Source organism: uncultured Pseudosulfitobacter sp. (genome assembly GCF_963976325.1).
Taxonomy (GTDB): Bacteria; Pseudomonadota; Alphaproteobacteria; order Rhodobacterales; family Rhodobacteraceae; genus Pseudosulfitobacter.
In genome coordinates this window covers 25,020-41,801 of the sequence record NZ_CAXBJW010000007.1, presented here as the reverse complement: position 1 = coordinate 41,801, position 16,782 = coordinate 25,020, and the positions used below count along the sequence as shown (strand labels likewise).

Below are 16,782 nucleotides of genomic sequence, written 5' to 3'. Positions count from 1 at the left end.
TTTTGGTGTCTGGCGGCGTCGCTCAGGCTATGAACACACCGTCGCCCCCGGCATAGAGTTTTTCGACCAAGGCCGGACGACCCGAGCGCATGGCACGCTGGTTCAGCGACCCCTTCTCGGTGATCTCGCCAGCATCAAGGCTGGGCAATGCGTCCAACACCACAGCACGGCGGACGCGGCTGGCCGATCCGGTGGCATTTGCGGCGGCGGCGGTCAGGTGCTCTTGCAACTGCTTGGCCAAAGTATCCGCGTCCATCGCAGCCGCCTTGTCCGACAGCCACAGCAGCGCCCCCAGTTGTGCCTGATCCTCGCCCACGATCACCGCGTCGCGGATCAGCCCATGCATGGCATCCACCAAAGTGGCGCGCACAGCCCCGACCGCCACCCAGGTGCCGGTTGTCAGTTTAAAGTTCTCGGCCAGCCGCCCGTCGAAAAAGAACCCTTTGGAAAAATCGTCAGGGTCGGCAGGGCGCAGCGCATCGCCAAAGCAATAGAACCCCTCGTCGTCAAAAACCTCGGCGGTCTTGGCTGTGTCGCCAAAGTATCCGGGCATGATGTTGGGGCCTTTGATCCGCGCCTCAAGCTTGCCCGCATTCGGCACCAGTTTCAGCGTCGTTCCGCGCGCAGGCACACCGACGTTGCCGGAACGGTCCTGAAGATCGGTGATCGCCAGCGCAAACGGAGAGGTTTCGGTCGCGCCCAATCCGGTGGCCAGCAGCACCTCGCGGCCCAGCACTTTGCGCCCCAGTGCCGACAGCCGGTCCCACGTGCGTTGCGACATGCTGGCGCCTGCGTAGAACAACATGCCCAGCTCGGAAAAGAAGGTGTGCGCCAGCGCGTCGTCGGCCTCCATCGCGTCGATCAGCATGTCGTAGCCGACCGGCACGTTAAAGTACCACGTGCACGAGATTTCGCGCAGGTTGCGCAGGGTTTCGTCGAATTTGCCCCGCACGGGCCGGCCGTCGTCGATGTAATAGGTGCCGCCGTTGGTCAGCACCAGATAGCTGACCTTGTTGCCCGCCGCCGTGTGGTTCCACGGTGCCCAGTCCAGCACAACGGGGGGCTGGTCGCCCAGGAAACGGTAACAGTCGCGCACCATGGCCTGACTGGAACAGATCATCGCGTTGGTGTTGATCACTGCCTTGGGCGATCCGGTCGAGCCTGAGGTGAACAGATATTTTGCCACGGTCTGGGGCGTCAGGGCGGCACGTGCGTCGATGGACCCTGCCGGGTGGTGGTCCAGAAGTGCCTCGAACGACAGTGCGCCCTCGATCAGGTTGTGGGCGTTGATGACCCTGCGATCCTCAGCCGAAATCGCAGCGATGGCCTTGGCATAGGCCGCGCCATCGTCGGCAAAGATCGCGCCGGGCTGCAAGGTGGCCGCGATGTCGCGCAGTTTGCTGTGATCCTCGGACACAAGCGAATAGGCCGTGGCCACAGGCGCATAAGGCACACCGACATAGATCGCAGCCATCCCCAGCAGGGCATGCTCAAGGCTGTTCTCGGACAGGATCAGCAAGGGCCGGTCCGGCCCCAAACCCATTTCAAGCAACGCAGCCCCCAGCCTGCGGCACATGTCCTGCGCCAGCTGGTACGAGATGTGCCGCCAGTCGCCGCCCTGCACACGGCGCGCGATCCACGTCCGGTCCGGGGCTGTTGCCGCCCAATGGTCCAGATAGTCGGCCAACAGTTGCGGATGCGCAGGCAACGCTTCGGTCTGGCGCATCAGGATGGTGCCGTCGGGGCGGCTTTCATAGTCGAAGGTCGGGGCCCAAAAGCGGGGGGATGCCATTGCGCGGTGCCTTACCGTGGTGCCATGCGGATCGCGCCATCCAGACGGATGACCTCGCCGTTCAGCATCGGGTTGTCGACGATGTGGCACGCCAGCTTGGCATATTCCGACGGATGGCCCAGACGTGACGGGAACGGCACCTGTTTGCCCAGCGAATCCTGCACGTCCTGCGGCAGACCTTCCAGCAGCGGGGTCAGGAACAGCCCCGGTGCAATCGTGCAAACACGCACGCCCTTGTCCGCCAGATCGCGGGCCATGGGCAGGGTCATGCCAACAATGCCGCCCTTGGACGCTGCATAGGCCACCTGGCCGATCTGCCCGTCATAGGCAGCCACCGATGCGGTGTTGATGATCACGCCGCGTGCGCCGTCGGGGGCCGTGGGTTCGGCTGCAACCATACGCGCCGCGACCTGGCTGGCGCAGTTGAAGGTGCCGATCAGGTTGACGCGGATGGTCTTGTCGAACACCGCAGGATCATGGGCTTCGCCGCGCGACACGGTCTTGGCCGCGGGGCCGATGCCCGCACAGTTCACCAGCACGCGGGGCGTGCCCAACTGCGCCTCGACAGCGTCCAGTCCGGCTGTGACGCTGGCCGGATCAGACACGTCTACGCTGTGAAACATGCCGCCCAGTTCGGCGGCCAATGCGGTGCCTGCGTCGGTGTTCAGGTCGAACAGGGCGACTTTCATGCCCGTGTCGGCCAATGCCCGTGCCGTCGCCGCCCCAAGGCCCGAAGCCCCGCCGGTGACAACAGCAACGCTGTCTTTCCAAATGCTCATCCGATCACTCTCCATTTCCCCTGATCTTCTTCAATAGATGCACAAGCTGTTCGCGCTCCTTCGCGTCCAGCATGTGCAAAACCCTGTCTTCATGGGCGTGTATCAGCGCCAGCGCAGCCTCGTAGGCCTGCACGCCCGCATCTGTCGGGGCCAGCGCCTGAATGCGCCGGTCCTGTGGCACGGCCACACGGTTCAGATAGCCACGACCTTCCAATTCATCGACGATCGCCACCAGGCCCGACCGCTCGATTCCCAGCCGTCGCGCCAGATCGCTTTGGGTCAGGTTCGGTGTCTCGACCACAAAGGTCAGCGCCGAAAACACTCTTGGGCTCAACCCCTCGTCACCCATCACCGCGCGATAATCGCTTTGAATAACGACGTAGGCCCGCTTGAGATTGTACCCTACAAGCGTTTCCAGGGCCATTTCCGGCGCGTCCATGTCGTCTGCGCGGGCTTTGCGTCGGGTCCGTGTCATGGCATCCTCATCGTTTGGGATCACGGTGTTGCCGAATATGGACAGACCCGAGATCGTTTACTAGGTTAACAATTATCGGAAGCGAAAGGCTCTGTCTATGAAATTGCTGAAACCGGTGCTGGAACATGTCTGCACGCTGACTGTCGAGCTGGGGCCGATCCGCGAAATGGGTCAGGGCAGGGCAGGTGCGCGGCGCATCATTCCGATCATTGGCGGGACCGTCGCGGGGCCGCGCCTGACCGGAAAGATCCTGAATGTGGGGGCGGACTGGCAAACGTTGTTCCACAGCGGCATGGCCGAGCTGGACACCCGCTATGCGATGGAGACCGATGACGGTGCTGTGATCGAGATCATCAACTACGGCTACCGCGACGGCACGCCCGAGGTGCTGGCCGCGCTGGGCCGGGGCGAGGCCGTGCCGCCCGAGGACTATTACATGCGCACACATGCACGGCTGGAAACCGGCGACGCGCGTTATGATTGGGTGAACCGTACGTTGTTCGTGGGCACCGGCGCGCGCAACAAATCCTCGGTCAACGTGGACCTTTACGCGCTGCGCTAAGTGACAACTGCACCGGGTGGCGCGTGCATCAGTCGCGAATCTCGTCGGGGGCCACGCCCCACAGCCGCGACTTTGGCGCCCAGCCCTTGTAGCCGTCCGCGTTGACCCAGCACCATTCGGGGTCACATTCGCCCAGCCGCGCGATCACGCCGTTTTCAAGAACCGCCGCCGTGGGCGCGGTCGGGTCGGGACGGGTGTGGATCGGCATCAGGTCCTGTTCGACGATCACGGTGCGCGTGCCCGACAGCAGCGAATAATGCACCCAGCCGCCCAATCCGTCGCGGTCTTCGACGCGCCGCCAGTGGCCGTGTTCGGCGGTGATTTGCAGCGGCATGTCGCGGCGCTTGAACACCCAGTCGATGCGATGCGTCAGCGACGGGCCGCGCCGCACGTTGCCTTCGGCGGCTTTCAGCGAAACGAAACGGGGCAGGGGCAGGTTGGTGACCTGCCCTTTGTCCTGCGCTTGCGCACTGTTAATTGCGGCCAGCGACATCAACAAAGCCGCACAGACCACACCTGTTTGAATTCTTTTCAGGAATCCTGCCATTGCTGCCTCATATAGTGGGCGCGGGTTCTTGTGCCTCGCGCTCTCATCGGCCACCATAGCGCGGCGCAATACTGTGCGCCAAGTCTGGGAGGTGCCGAATGGCAAAGGAACGTTTGAGTGTTGTCGTTACGCGACGGTTGCCCGAAGCGGTAGAAGCACGCCTGAGCGAATTGTTCGACACAACTTTGCGTGAGACCGACACGCCCATGACGCGCGACGAGCTGTCAAAGGCTATGAAAAGCGCGGATGTTCTGGTGCCGACGATCACCGACCAGATCGACGCGGCGATGATCACACAGGCCGGAGACCGCTTGAAGCTGATTGCAAACTACGGGGCCGGGGTCGACAATATCGACGTGGCCACTGCCCGCCAGCGCGGCGTGCTGGTGTCGAACACGCCAGGTGTTCTGACCGACGACACCGCCGATATGACGATGGGCCTGATTCTTGCCGTGACGCGGCGGATGCCCGAAGGGCTGGCCGCCATGCAATCGGGCACCTGGGAAGGCTGGGCGCCCACTGCCTTTCTGGGCGGACGCATCGGGGGCCGCCGGTTGGGCATTCTGGGCATGGGCCGCATCGGTCAGGCTGTGGCGCGCCGTGCGGCTGCTTTCGGGATGCAGGTGCATTACCATAACCGCCGCCGTCTGCGCACAGAGATCGAGGAAAACCTGCAAGCGACCTATTGGGACAGTCTGGACCAGATGGTTGCCCGTATGGATGTGCTTTCCATCAACTGCCCGTCCACGCCGTCGACCTTCCATCTGATGAATGCACGGCGGCTGAAGCTGATGAAGCCGGACGCCGTGCTGGTCAACACCTCGCGCGGGGAAGTGGTGGACGAAAACGCGCTGACACGGATGCTGCGGGCCGGTGACATCGCGGGGGCCGGTCTGGACGTTTACGAAAACGGCACCGACATCAACCCGCGCCTGCGCGAGTTGCCCAATGTCGTGCTGTTGCCGCATATGGGGTCGGCCACGCTGGAAAGCAGGTTGGAGATGGGCGAAAAGGTCATCATCAACATCAAGACATTTGACGACGGACACCGTCCACCGGATCAGGTTGTGCCGTCCATGCTCTGAGACATCTTTGGGGGGATAGGATGCATAAGACACTGACACTGATTGCCGCCTTGGCGGCATGGCCCGCCGTGGCCCAACAGGCCGCCGACGCGGTGCAACCCGAAGCGACCACAACCGGCGGGTTTGCCGCCATGTCGCCGCAGGTGGCCGCAGCCTTGCAAGCCAAGGACGACGGCGTGCCGGTGCAGGGCAAGACGTGGATGGTGGCGGCCGCTAACCCGCATGCCGTTCAGGCCGGCGCCGATGTGCTGGCGGCGGGCGGCACGGCGGCCGATGCGCTGGTGGCTGTGCAGACGGTGCTGGGGCTGGTGGAACCGCAAAGCTCGGGCCTTGGCGGCGGCGCGTTTCTGGTGTGGTACGATGCGGCCAGCGACCGGCTGACCACACTGGACGGGCGCGAAACCGCCCCCCTGGCGGCCACGCCCAAACGCTTTCTGGATGCGGACGGCGAACCACTGAAATTCTATGACGCCGTCGTGGGTGGTCTGTCCGTCGGTGTGCCGGGCACACCCGCGCTGTTGGCCACGGCCCAGGCGAACTGGGGCAAAAGCAACTGGGCGGACCTGTTGCAGCCCGCGATTGCACTGGCCGAGGGCGGTTTCGAGGTGTCGCCACGACTTGCGACCCTGGTCGCGGGCGATGCCGAGCGTCTGGCGCGGTTCGACAGCACGGCCAGCTATTTCCTGCCACAAGGCCAGCCCTTGCAAGCGGGCACGCGGCTGACCAACGTGGCCTATGCCGACACATTGCGCACGCTGGCCGGTGATCCCGCGGCGTTTTATACCGGCGCGATTGCGCAGGACATCGTGGACACCGTCAACGCGGCGGTGCCTGCGGGCGGGTTCCTGTCGATCTGGATTTCACCCTGTATGCGGCGCGCGAACGCCCCGCCGTTTGTGCACCGTTTCAGGGCCACGAGGTCTGTGGCATGGGCCCGCCATCCTCGGGCGCGCTGACCGTGGGGCAGATTTTAGGGATGCTGGACACCTTTGACCTAAGCGCCCTTGGCCCTGCCGACCCGCAGGCGTGGCGGCTGATCGGCGACGCCTCGCGCTTGGCCTTTGCCGACCGGGGGCGCTACATGGCGGACAGTGATTTTGTGCCGATGCCCACCGCTGGGCTGGTCGATCCGGCCTATCTGGCGGAGCGGGCCAAGCTGCTGGCGGGCGACGATGCCCTGCCTCAGGTCAGCCCCGGCACGCCCGAATGGGACCACGCGATGCTGCTGTCCGACGACGAAAGCATCGAATTGCCCTCGACCTCGCACATTTCGATTGTGGACAGCTATGGCAACGTGGCGTCGATGACGACAACCATCGAAAACGGTTTCGGATCGCGGTTGATGGTGCGGGGCTTCCTGCTGAACAACGAGCTGACCGATTTCAGCTTTCGCACCCACAGCGACGGTGTGCCCATTGCCAACAGGCTGGAGCCGGGCAAACGGCCGCGATCCTCCATGGCACCGACAATCGTGATGAAGGACGGCGCGCCCGTTCTGGCCATCGGCAGCCCGGGCGGCAGTCGCATCATCGGATACGTGGCGCAAGCGATCATCGCGCATCTGGCCTGGGGCATGGATGTGCAGCAAGCGGTGGCGATGCCCCATGCGGTGAACCGCTTTGGCACCTATGACCTTGAGGCCGGCACCACCGCCGCCGATCTGCAAGGGCCGCTGGGCGACATGGGCTTTGAAGTGAAAACGCAGGACCTGAATTCAGGCTTGCATGCAATTGAAATAGGCGATGGCCTGCAAGGTGGCGCAGACCCGCGCCGCGAAGGCATCGCGCTGGGAGACTAAGAGACTATGGCAAAAGCGATTGACCTGCCGCGCAACGAAAGTGGCATCCAAACCGCTATGGGCGTGCTGAAACAGCAATTCGGGGATCGGTTCCAGACCAGCCCATCGGTGCGCGAACAGCACGGGCACACGACGACGTGGATTGCGAACCAGATGCCCGATGCCGTGGTTTTTGCCAAATCGACCCAAGAGGTGTCCGACATCGTCAAGGTCTGTGCCGACCATAAGGTGCCGGTTATCGCTTTTGGCACCGGCACCTCGCTGGAAGGGCACGTGAACGCGCCCGCGGGCGGGATCTCGATTGATCTGAGCCAGATGAACAAGATCATCAACGTGCACGCCGAAGACCTGGACTGTGTGATCCAGCCCGGTGTCACGCGCGAAGACCTGAACACACACCTGCGCGATCAAGGCCTGTTTTTTCCCATCGACCCCGGTGCCAACGCATCGCTGGGCGGCATGGCGGCAACACGCGCGTCCGGCACCAACGCGGTGCGCTACGGCACGATGAAAGACAACGTTCTGGCGCTTGAGGCCGTGATGGCCGACGGGCGGATCATCCGCACCGCACAGCGCGCCAAAAAGTCGTCGGCAGGCTATGACCTGACGCGGCTGCTGGTCGGCTCCGAAGGCACCTTGGGGATCATCACCGAGATCACGCTGAAATTGCAGGGCATTCCCGAGGCGATCAGCTCGGCGCGGTGTTCTTTCCCGTCGGTGGATGCGGCGTGCCAGACGGTGATGCAGGTGATTCAGTTCGGCATTCCCGTCGCGCGGATCGAGCTTTTGGACGCGTTGCAGGTGAAAGCGTGCAATGCCTATTCGGGGCTGAACCTGCCGGAGACGCCGCTGTTGCTGCTGGAATTCCACGGCTCGGATGCGGGTGTGGTCGAGCAGGCCGAAACCTTTGGCGCGATTGCAGAAGAGTTTGGTGGCACCGGCTATACCGCGACCACCAGCACCGAAGAGCGCAACGCCCTGTGGAAGGCGCGACACAATGCCTATTGGGCGTCGCTGGGGCTGCGCCCCGGTGCCAAGGGGATTTCGACAGACGTCTGCGTGCCGATCTCGCGACTGGCGGAAATCGTGGTGGCGGCGCAAGAGCGGCTGGAGGAACTGGGGTTCATGGCGCCCATCGTGGGCCACGTGGGCGACGGCAATTTCCATTCGCTGGTGCTGGTCGATGAAAACAGCCCCGAAGAAATGGCCAAGGCCGAAAGCTTTGTCAGCTGGCTGGCGGAAATGGCGATTTCCATGGAGGGTACCTGTACCGGTGAACATGGCATCGGGCAGGGGAAAATGCCCTATCTGGCAAAAGAGCTGGGCGAGGCGACCGATGTGATGGTTGCGATCAAACGCGCGCTGGACCCCGACAACATCCTGAACCCCGGCAAGGTTGTTACGGTCTGACCCAAAGGCCGCTGCCGCGACACTGTCCTGTCCGGGGGCGCTGCCCCCGGCGCTGGCGCGCCTCCCCCGGAGTTTGTCTGGCAAGATGAAGACGATGGTCGCTTTTTTGCTGTGACGTGTCGGGCGGCTGACGCGGGCGCTGGTGTGGCAGAGTAGAACAGGGCGAAATCAGCCTTCAAGGATTCGGGTCATGAAAACAAACGTCAAAGCACTGGTGGTCGGCGGCGGAGCCGTGGGCACGTCGATTGCGTACCATCTGGCCCGTGCCGGGTGGGACGATGTGATGCTGCTGGAGCGTGACGAGTTGACCTCGGGGTCGACATGGCACGCGGCGGGTCTGCTGCCCTATTTCAACATGTCGTTCGCCACGACCCACATTCACGACTATTCAATCCGCTTCTACAAAACGCTGGAAGAAGAAACCGGGCTGAACGCGGGCTTTGCCGTGGTGGGCAACCTGCGTATGGCGCAGACCAAAGAGCGTATGGACGAATACATGCTCTATGCCTCGACCGCAGAAACCTGCGGCGTGCCGTATGAGTTTATGACCCCCGACCAGATCAAGGCCAAATGGCCGCTGATCCGCACCGAGGATCTGGAAGGCGCGCTGTACCACCAGACCGACGGTTACATTAACCCCGCAGACGTGACCATGGCGATGGCCAAGGGCGCGCGCCAGCGTGGCGTGATGATCGAACGCAAGTGGCAGGCCGACGCGTTCCATTGGAACGGTGAGGCGTGGGAGGTCACGGCGACCAAAATGGTCGAAAAGGGCGGCAACCTTGTCCCCTCGGACGAGCAGATCGTGATCACCGCCGAACATGTGGTCACCGCCAGCGGCAACCACGCGCAGCGCACGGCCAAGATGCTGGGCATCAAGATGCCTGCGATTCCGGTCGAGCACCAGTTTATCGTCATGGACCAGGACCCCGAGCTGGTCGAATTCCGCAAGCAGCCGGGCAATGTCGAACACCCCGTCATCCGCGACGCCGATGCGCAGTCTTACGTGCGTGAAGAGCGCGGTGGCTGGATTCTGGGTGTCTACGAAAAAGACGCGCCCGCGCGGTTCGAATACGGCGTGCCCGACAGTTTCCGCGCCGATCTGTTCCAACTGGATCTGGACCGGATCGAAGACCAGTACATGGCGATGAACCACCGCATCCCGTCGGCGGAAAGCTGTGGGTTGAAGGACGATTTCAACGGCCCGATCTGCTACACCCCTGACGGCAACCCGCTGGTGGGGCCTGCGCCCGGTCTGCGCAACATGTGGCTGGCCGAAGGGTTCTCGTTCGGGATCACGGCGGCGGGCGGCACCGGCTACTACCTGGCGCAACTGATGGTCGAGGGTGAGGCCGACATCGACATGGCATCGCTGGACCCCAAACGCTACGGCGACTGGATGACCACCGAATTTGCCGCGCGCAAGAACGAAGAAGCGTACGAGCACGTCTACATCCTGCACCACCCAGACGAAGAGCGCCCCGCGTGCCGCCCCTTGCGCACGTCGCCCGCCTATGACCGGCAGGCCGCCAAGGGCGCGCAATTCGGCTGGGTGAATGGCTGGGAACGCCCGAACTATTACGCACCTGAAGGGTTCAACGACCACGACGCCCGCAGTTTCCGCCGCGGCGGCTGGTGGCAATATGCGGTGGACGAGGCGAAAGCGATCCGCGAGGGCGTGGGCCTGATCGACGCGACCGCGTTCACCAAACATCTGGTCAAAGGCCCCGGTGCCACGCAGTTCCTGGACTGGTTCACCTGCAACAAGTTGCCCAGCGTTGGCCGCATCAACCTGACCTATGCGCTGACAGGTGCGGGCACCACGCGCACGGAATACACCATCGTGCGGCTGGCGCAGGACGAATATTACCTTGTGTCCGCAGGCGCCTGGACCGCCTATGACAGCGATTACCTGCGCAAGGCAATTGCCGACAAGGCGCCGGAATTCGGCTATATCGAATGCCACGATGTCACGACGCAATGGGGTGTCTTTGCCATCGCCGGTCCGAAAACCCGCGACGTGCTGAACACGCTGGTCAAGGATGCCGATCCCGCCACCGTCCTGTCGAACAAACGCTTCCCCTGGCTGACCATGCGCAACATCGAACTGGGCATGTGCCCGGTGCGTGCAATCCGCGTGGCCTATACCGGCGAGCTGGGCTGGGAATTGCACCACCCGATCGAGATGCAGAATTACCTGTGGGACCAGTTGATGAAAGCGGGCGAACCGCACGGGCTGAAGCTGGTCGGTGCGCGGGCGCAGAACTGGCTGCGGCAAGAGAAATCCTATCGTGCCTTCGGCACTGAACTGGGCCGCGACGCAACCCCGCTCGAGGCTGATCTGCCGCGCTTTGTGGACCTGTCCAAGGAGTTCCACGGCAAGGCCGAGATGGAGGCCAAGGGCATCCGGTCCAAATGCGTGACGCTGTTGATTGACGGGCCGGACGACGCCGATCCGTGGGGCCGCGAGGTTCTGTATCATGGCGACACCCGCGTGGGGCGTCTGACCTCGGGCGGCTATTCGGTGGCTTTTGGCAAGAGCATCGGCATGGGCTATGTCAAACCGGAACACGCGGTGGTGGGGACCAAGCTGAAGGTCAAGATGTTCGACCAGCTTTGGGATGCCGAAGTGGCCGAAGACAGCCCCTATGACCCGAAAAACGCAACGATCCGCATCGACGGATAAGCGCCGGACGCGATGAAACGACAAAAGGCGATGCTTGCGGGCATCGCCTTTTGTTTAACTTACAGCTTGTGCGAGGCGAGCCACGTTACCCATTCGGCGCGGTTGCCATGGAACACATTCAGGTCCACTTCGCCGACGATACCGGGAATGATGCCTGTGGATGAATACTGCCAGAACCGCCAGCGTTGCCCCGGAAAGGCCTCGGACACGTTCCGGGCCGTGGACCGCAACCAGAAGTCATAGCCGCGAAATGAACGCAGACCGTTTTCTTCGAAGAATTTCGGCGTGGTGTAGATGATCGGGCGCAGCCCATAGTGCGCCTCGACGATTTTGATCCAGCGGCGCATCTGGTCGCGCACTTCGCCTGCGGGCGGGCGGACGTGGGCGCAGGTGGGCGAGAACGGGTTCCACTCCATATCCAGCACCGGCGGCAGCATACCGGGCGTGCGCGGTACGTTGCGGATGAACCAGCGGGCCTGATCCTCGGGCGAGGTGCAGAAATAATAGAAGTGATAGGCACCGCGTTCGACACCCGCGCGGCCCGCATCGCGCCAGTGGTCTTTGAACGCCGGGTCCAGCAGGTCGCCGCCCTCTGTCGCCTTGAGAAAGGCAAAGTTCACGCCGTTGCGCCGTGCGGTGTTCCAGTCGATGGACTTTTGGAACCGTGCGGCGTCGATGCCCTGCACCGGATACCGTTGCGGGGCCCGGCCGTTGAAATCGACCGGATGCACGTCCGAGAAATTCGGCGCAAAGATCACACCGGGCTGCGCCGGCGGGGCGCTGGAATTCTGGCCGCCACAGGCGGCCAGCGCCAGGAGAGAAAGCAGGGCAAGACGACGGGTCAGGGACATGGGCGAATCTTTAAAAATCTACGGGTTAAAGCGGGCAGGTGACACCGACGCCACCGTGGCCGCGTCGATCTCGGGCGTTTGTCCGGTGACCAGATCGGCCAGCAATTGCGACGCAGCAGGGGCGGTCTGAAAGCCGTAGCCGCCCTGACCCGCGCACCAGACAAAGGCGGGGTTTGCCGGATCGCGGCCCAACACCAGCGTGCGGTCGGGGGCAAAGCTGCGCAGACCGGCCCAGGATGCCTCCAGCCGCGTGACCTCGGTGGTCACGTGCTGGCTGTAGCGGTCCAGCCCTTCGGCCAGCACCATGTCGTCGGGCCATGCGTCGTGCGGCGTGGTTGCGTGCTGTTCTGCGGGCGACACCAGCAATGACCCAGCATCGGGCTTGGCGTACCACGTTTCATTGACGCCAAAGAAAATCGGCCAGCCGCTGATGTCATGCCCGCCCGGCGCCGGAATACGCGCCATCGACCGGCGGAAGGGCGTGATGCCCACGGGGCGCACGCCCGCCAGTTCGGCAATCTGATCGGCCCATGCACCGGCGGCATTCACCAACGTTGCGGCGCGGTGATCCTGCCCGCCCGCGGTGACGGTCCAGATGCCGTCTGCAAAGCCTACGGCGGTAACCGGCGCATTCGTCAGCACTTGCCCGCCATGGCCGCGCACCTGTTTGGCAAAATCCTGGATCATCCGGTCGGTGTCGATGTCATAGGCTTCGACGTGATAGGCGGCGCGGGTGATCTGGTCGTTCAGGATCGGCACGATGGCACGGGCCTCGTCCACCGAAATCTCGGGGCATTTCAGGGCGGCGGCGTCAGCGTCAAACCCTGCGTCTTCGCCCGCGCGGCCCACCAGCATAAAACCACGGGGGCTCAGGTAGGGCTGATGATAGGCGTCGCTGGCGTGGTTCAGGGCAATGACCGACGGCAACCCGTAGTTCTTTTCGAACAGCGCCGCCGACCGGCCCGAGGCGTGATAGCCAAGCGCCTGCTCGGCCTCTAGCACCGTGACGGTGCCAAGCGCCGACAAACGCGCGGCGGCAGAAACGCCCGCGATGCCGCCGCCGATGACGATAAAATCGCTCATCGGTCGTCCAGCCGGTCGGTGGCGGGGGGCGGTGTTTGCGACAGGGCGGTGATGCGGTCGTACAGGGCTGCGTCCATGTCGAACCCTTCGGCTGCCAGCGACGGCTGCAACTGATCCACGCTGCGTCCCGAAATGATCGGGCGCGGACGGGCAGGGTGGGCGGCAGCCCAGGCCACGGCCAATGTGGCGGGCGACACGTTCATCTCCTCTGCCAGCGCCGCCAGATCGGCGGCCGTCTGGTGCATCCACGGCAAGCCGTAGCGTGTGGCATAGCGGTCGTCGGTGCTCAGCCGGCCCGTGCCTCCAGCGGCGTATTTTCCGGTCAGCAACCCGCCACCCAGCGGCGAATAGGGCACCACGTCGATGTTCTGATCGACGCACATCGGGATGATCTCGACCTCGGCCTGACGTTTCACAAGGTTGTACATGGGCTGGATCACATCAATGCGGGTTTCGAACCGCGCGGCGATGGCTTGGGCTTTCATCACCTGCCAGGCGGCAAAGTTCGACACGCCGATATAGCGGATTGCCCCCTGCGCTTGCAGATGGGCCAGCGTGTCCATGGTTTCTTCCAGCGGCGTGTCGGGGTCAAAGCGGTGGATGTACAGCAGATCGACCATGTCCAGTTGGAGCCGTTTGCGCGACACGTCGAACTGTTCCAGAATGTTGATCCGGCTGGCCCCGCCTGTGTAGGCGACCTTGGTGGCGATCAACAGGCTGTTGCGGTCGGCTTTGACCATGTCGGCCAACAGGCTTTCGGATCGCCCTTCGGTGTAAACATATGCCGTGTCGAAATGGCTGATGCCCGCATCGCGGCAGGCATCAAACATGGCACGCGACGCGGCGGCGTCGGCATTGCCGCCGAATTGCATCGTACCAAAGGTCAGGCGGCTGGCAGGGGTGCCATCGGGGGATGTAAGCTGTGTCATGGGCCAAGATTTACATGGCCATGACAGCGGCGCAATGGGGGGCTGGCCCTCTTTAGTCGGCCCCTTGCGCGGTCGCCCGCTGATAGGCCGGGCGGGCGTGGATGCGTTCGACAAAATCGGCCAGGCGCGGGAAATCCTTGGCGCGGCCCTGCATCATCGCGATCTCTGCGGGAAAGCTTAGCATGATGTCGGCAGCCGACAGATCGTCCAGCACGAAATGGCCCGACGGACGCAGCACGTCGTTCATATAGCCAAAGTGCGAATTCAGTTGTTCGTGAATGCGCGGATGCAGCGGTGCACCCGCCTCGCCCAACCGCCCCACGTACAGGTTCAGCAGGATCGGGGTCATCGCGGACCCTTCGGCAAAGTGCATCAGCTCAAGGTGTTGCACATAGGCGGGGTCGTCTTTCGCAGGCACCATCTGGGGCGCGTGTTTGGCGCAGATCACTTCGACGATGGCAGCGCTTTCGGTGATCAGCCGGCCATCCATCTCGATCATCGGGGATTTGCCCAGCGGGTGAATCGCGGTCAGTTCCGGCGGCGCGAGGTTGGTTTTCTCGTCGCGTTTGTAATGCTTGACCGTGTACTCGGCGCCGGCCTCTTCGAGCAGCCACAGAATACGATGAGAGCGGGACCGGTTGAGGTGATGCAATGTGATCATCCGCTCAGGTTGGCACGGGAATCCGGCGTTGGAAACCGGTTTTTCAATGTCGTGACGCAAGGAGAGGTTTCAGCCAAGAACCTGACTGCGCGGGTTTGTCGTTTCGTCGGGCGCGGTTTATCAAAGTGGCTGACACTGGTTCGGGGGCGTCTGTGACTCGCATATCCTTTCTGACACTTTTTGTGCTGCTGCTGGCCGGTCCTGCGGCCACACAAGTGCAGCCCGACGGCTGGAACGCCGAGAAATGCAGCCGCTATTCGGTTGCATGGACGCAGATGACCGCCGGCGACATGGCCGGTATCAGCGCGCGGTTCCTGGACGATCATGCCGCCTTTCTGGCGTCGGGGTGTTTGCAGGGTCGGGTGTGTCCGGTGAGCGATGCAGAATACGAACTGGCCGATACTTTGGCGCTGATGGCGGTGGCCGAGGGCATGGCCGGATCGTTCCTGCCGTTTTCCTGCGCGGTGCCGGAATGAAGCGGTTGCTGATGGTCACGGCGCTGTGTCTGGGCGCCGCAGGGGCTCAGGCCGCCGAGGTTTGTACCCTGGTTATTGATGCGCGCAGCGGCGCGGTTTTGATGGAGCGGGGCGACTGCGACACCCGCGTGACGCCCGCATCAACGTTCAAGGTGCCGTTGGCGCTGATCGGGTTTGAGACGGGGTTTCTGACCGATACGCAGACACCGGTGTTCACGCCGCACGACGGCGACCCGGATTGGGGCGGCGCAGCATGGCAACAGCCCACCACGCCCGAACGGTGGCTGAAATATTCGGTGGTCTGGTATTCGCAGCGGATCACGCGGACACTGGGCGCGGATGTGCTGCGCAATCATGCGCTGGCCTACGGGTACGGCAATGGCGATTTCTCGGGCGATGCCGGGTTTGACAACGGGCTGGAACGCGCATGGATCGCGTCTTCGTTGAAAGTATCCCCGCGCGAGCAGGTGGCATTCCTGCGCGGGCTGGTGGCCGATACGCTGCCTGCCACCCCGCGTGCGATGGCGCTGACCCGCGCGACGGTCGAAACACGAAAGGTGGACGGCTGGCAGGTGAAGGGCAAAACCGGCACCGCCTTTCCGCGCCGCGCGGACCGGTCGTTTGACCGCGCTGCCGGATGGGGCTGGTTCGTCGGTTGGGCGCAAAAGGGCGAACGGATAATGGTTTTTGCCACGCTGTCCAAGGCCACCACGCGGCAGGACGGATCACCGGGCAACCTGACCCGCGATGGGTTCTTGCGCGACTGGCCCGCATTGGCGCTGACACTGCCCAAGGGGTGACCGCGCAGAGGCCAAGCGAAATATCACCGCCTTCTAATTTGGGATATGTTATAACGTTACGAATCATGACATAGGTGCGGCCTCATCACTTAAGAGAGGTACAAATGATGCAACTGTCGTTCTCAACGCACATCGCCGCAACCGCCCTTGGGGCCTTGGTTTTGTGCGCCCCGCTGGCGCGGGCAGAAACAAAGACACACAGTCACGATCACGCCGCACACGATCATGCACACAGCCACGACCACAGCGCAGACGACATCTATCACGGTCATTTTGACGACAGCCAGATTGCCGCGCGCACGCTCGCGGATTGGCAGGGCGACTGGCAATCGGTCTACCCGCTGCTGCAAAACGGCACGCTGGATCCGGTCATGCAGCACAAGGCCGAAAGCGGCGACAAATCAGCCGCCGACCATCGCGTCACCTACGAGACGGGTTATAAAACCGACGTGGACCGTATTGTGATCGACGGCGACACCGTGACCTTTACCCAAAACGACGTGACCTTTGGCGGCACCTATGCCGATGATGGCTACGAGGTTCTGACCTACAAGGCAGGCAACCGCGGCGTGCGCTACATCTTTGAAAAGGTCGCAGGCGACGCGCAGGCGCCCGCGTTCATCCAGTTCAGCGACCACGCCATCGCCCCCCAAACGGCAGGGCACTATCACCTGTATTGGGGCGACGACCGCGCCGCATTGCTGGACGAGGTGACCAACTGGCCCACCTACTACCCGTCCGACAAAACCGGCGACCAGATTGCGGCGGATATGATGGCACATTAGAGCCGCTTACTCTGACCGCATCAGGCCCCGGCACACCCGGGGCCTGACTGTCGCCAACACAGG

Annotated in this window: 15 protein-coding genes and 1 pseudogene; 8 read left to right on the top strand and 8 right to left on the bottom strand. The window is 63.2% G+C overall.

The window, feature by feature from the left end; all coding sequences use genetic code 11:
* Positions 1–22: 22 nt before the first annotated feature.
* Genes AAC077_RS15455 through AAC077_RS15445 form a run of 3 tightly spaced genes read right to left on the bottom strand, consistent with a single transcriptional unit; the run spans position 23 to position 3,046 of the window.
* Positions 23–1,792 carry a feruloyl-CoA synthase gene (locus AAC077_RS15455; protein ID WP_339771177.1) on the bottom strand — a complete coding sequence of 590 codons (1,770 nt, stop codon included), beginning with the start codon at positions 1,790–1,792 and terminating at the stop codon, positions 23–25.
* 11 nt (positions 1,793–1,803) lie between these two features.
* The gene (locus AAC077_RS15450; RefSeq protein WP_339771175.1) at positions 1,804–2,571 is read right to left on the bottom strand and encodes an SDR family NAD(P)-dependent oxidoreductase; all 768 of its coding nucleotides are present in this window, start codon (positions 2,569–2,571) and stop codon (positions 1,804–1,806) included.
* Positions 2,572–2,575: 4 nt separating this feature from the next.
* Positions 2,576–3,046: a MarR family transcriptional regulator gene (locus AAC077_RS15445; protein WP_339771172.1), complete on the bottom strand. Its 471-nt coding sequence runs from the start codon at positions 3,044–3,046 to the stop codon at positions 2,576–2,578.
* Positions 3,047–3,143: 97 nt separating this feature from the next.
* Here AAC077_RS15445 and AAC077_RS15440 point away from each other — a divergent pair, with 97 nt between their 5' ends.
* Complete coding sequence (locus AAC077_RS15440) at positions 3,144–3,608, top strand: DUF3237 domain-containing protein (protein ID WP_339771170.1); 465 nt, start codon at positions 3,144–3,146, stop codon at positions 3,606–3,608.
* Between the two features lie 28 nt (positions 3,609–3,636).
* Here the strand turns inward: AAC077_RS15440 and AAC077_RS15435 are convergent, their stop codons facing one another.
* Positions 3,637–4,101: an SH3 domain-containing protein gene (locus AAC077_RS15435; protein ID WP_339771407.1), complete on the bottom strand. Its 465-nt coding sequence runs from the start codon at positions 4,099–4,101 to the stop codon at positions 3,637–3,639.
* A gap of 152 nt (positions 4,102–4,253) precedes the next feature.
* Between AAC077_RS15435 and AAC077_RS15430 the strand changes: the two genes are divergently transcribed.
* From AAC077_RS15430 to AAC077_RS15415, 4 genes and pseudogenes are all read left to right on the top strand, one after another.
* On the top strand, positions 4,254–5,240 hold the full coding sequence (locus AAC077_RS15430) for a D-glycerate dehydrogenase (RefSeq protein ID WP_339771168.1): 987 nt from the start codon (positions 4,254–4,256) through the stop codon (positions 5,238–5,240).
* A 20-nt stretch (positions 5,241–5,260) separates the two neighbouring features.
* Positions 5,261–7,038 (top strand): annotated as a pseudogene (gene ggt, locus AAC077_RS15425) (gamma-glutamyltransferase).
* 6 nt (positions 7,039–7,044) lie between these two features.
* Entirely contained in the window at positions 7,045–8,448 is a 1,404-nt protein-coding gene (locus AAC077_RS15420) for an FAD-linked oxidase C-terminal domain-containing protein (protein WP_339771165.1), read from the top strand.
* A 190-nt stretch (positions 8,449–8,638) separates the two neighbouring features.
* Positions 8,639–11,134 (top strand): FAD-dependent oxidoreductase, encoded by a 2,496-nt coding sequence (locus tag AAC077_RS15415; RefSeq protein ID WP_339771161.1) that lies wholly within the window; start codon positions 8,639–8,641, stop codon positions 11,132–11,134.
* A 59-nt stretch (positions 11,135–11,193) separates the two neighbouring features.
* On the opposite strand, the gene AAC077_RS15410 is transcribed toward AAC077_RS15415, so the two are convergent.
* From AAC077_RS15410 to AAC077_RS15395, 4 genes are read right to left on the bottom strand one after another with little or no spacing between them, the layout of a single operon-like run.
* Complete coding sequence (locus AAC077_RS15410; RefSeq protein WP_339771158.1) at positions 11,194–11,985, bottom strand: GH25 family lysozyme; 792 nt, start codon at positions 11,983–11,985, stop codon at positions 11,194–11,196.
* A gap of 18 nt (positions 11,986–12,003) precedes the next feature.
* Positions 12,004–13,068, bottom strand: coding sequence for an FAD-binding oxidoreductase (locus tag AAC077_RS15405; RefSeq protein ID WP_339771155.1), 1,065 nt, complete (start codon positions 13,066–13,068; stop codon positions 12,004–12,006).
* Positions 13,065–13,997: an aldo/keto reductase gene (locus AAC077_RS15400; protein ID WP_339771152.1), complete on the bottom strand. Its 933-nt coding sequence runs from the start codon at positions 13,995–13,997 to the stop codon at positions 13,065–13,067. Before AAC077_RS15400 ends, AAC077_RS15405 begins: the two co-directional genes overlap by 4 nt.
* A 52-nt stretch (positions 13,998–14,049) precedes the next feature.
* The gene (locus tag AAC077_RS15395) at positions 14,050–14,658 is read right to left on the bottom strand and encodes a glutathione S-transferase (RefSeq protein ID WP_339771150.1); all 609 of its coding nucleotides are present in this window, start codon (positions 14,656–14,658) and stop codon (positions 14,050–14,052) included.
* A 152-nt stretch (positions 14,659–14,810) separates the two neighbouring features.
* Here AAC077_RS15395 and AAC077_RS15390 point away from each other — a divergent pair, with 152 nt between their 5' ends.
* The 3 genes from AAC077_RS15390 to AAC077_RS15380 all read left to right on the top strand — a co-directional run bounded on the left by AAC077_RS15390 (position 14,811) and on the right by AAC077_RS15380 (position 16,719).
* Entirely contained in the window at positions 14,811–15,134 is a 324-nt protein-coding gene (locus AAC077_RS15390; RefSeq protein WP_339771149.1) for a hypothetical protein, read from the top strand.
* Complete coding sequence (blaOXA, locus tag AAC077_RS15385) at positions 15,131–15,934, top strand: class D beta-lactamase (protein WP_339771146.1); 804 nt, start codon at positions 15,131–15,133, stop codon at positions 15,932–15,934. Before AAC077_RS15390 ends, blaOXA begins: the two co-directional genes overlap by 4 nt.
* Before the next feature lie 107 nt (positions 15,935–16,041).
* Complete coding sequence (locus AAC077_RS15380) at positions 16,042–16,719, top strand: metal-binding protein ZinT (RefSeq protein WP_339771405.1); 678 nt, start codon at positions 16,042–16,044, stop codon at positions 16,717–16,719.
* Positions 16,720–16,782: the final 63 nt, after the last annotated feature.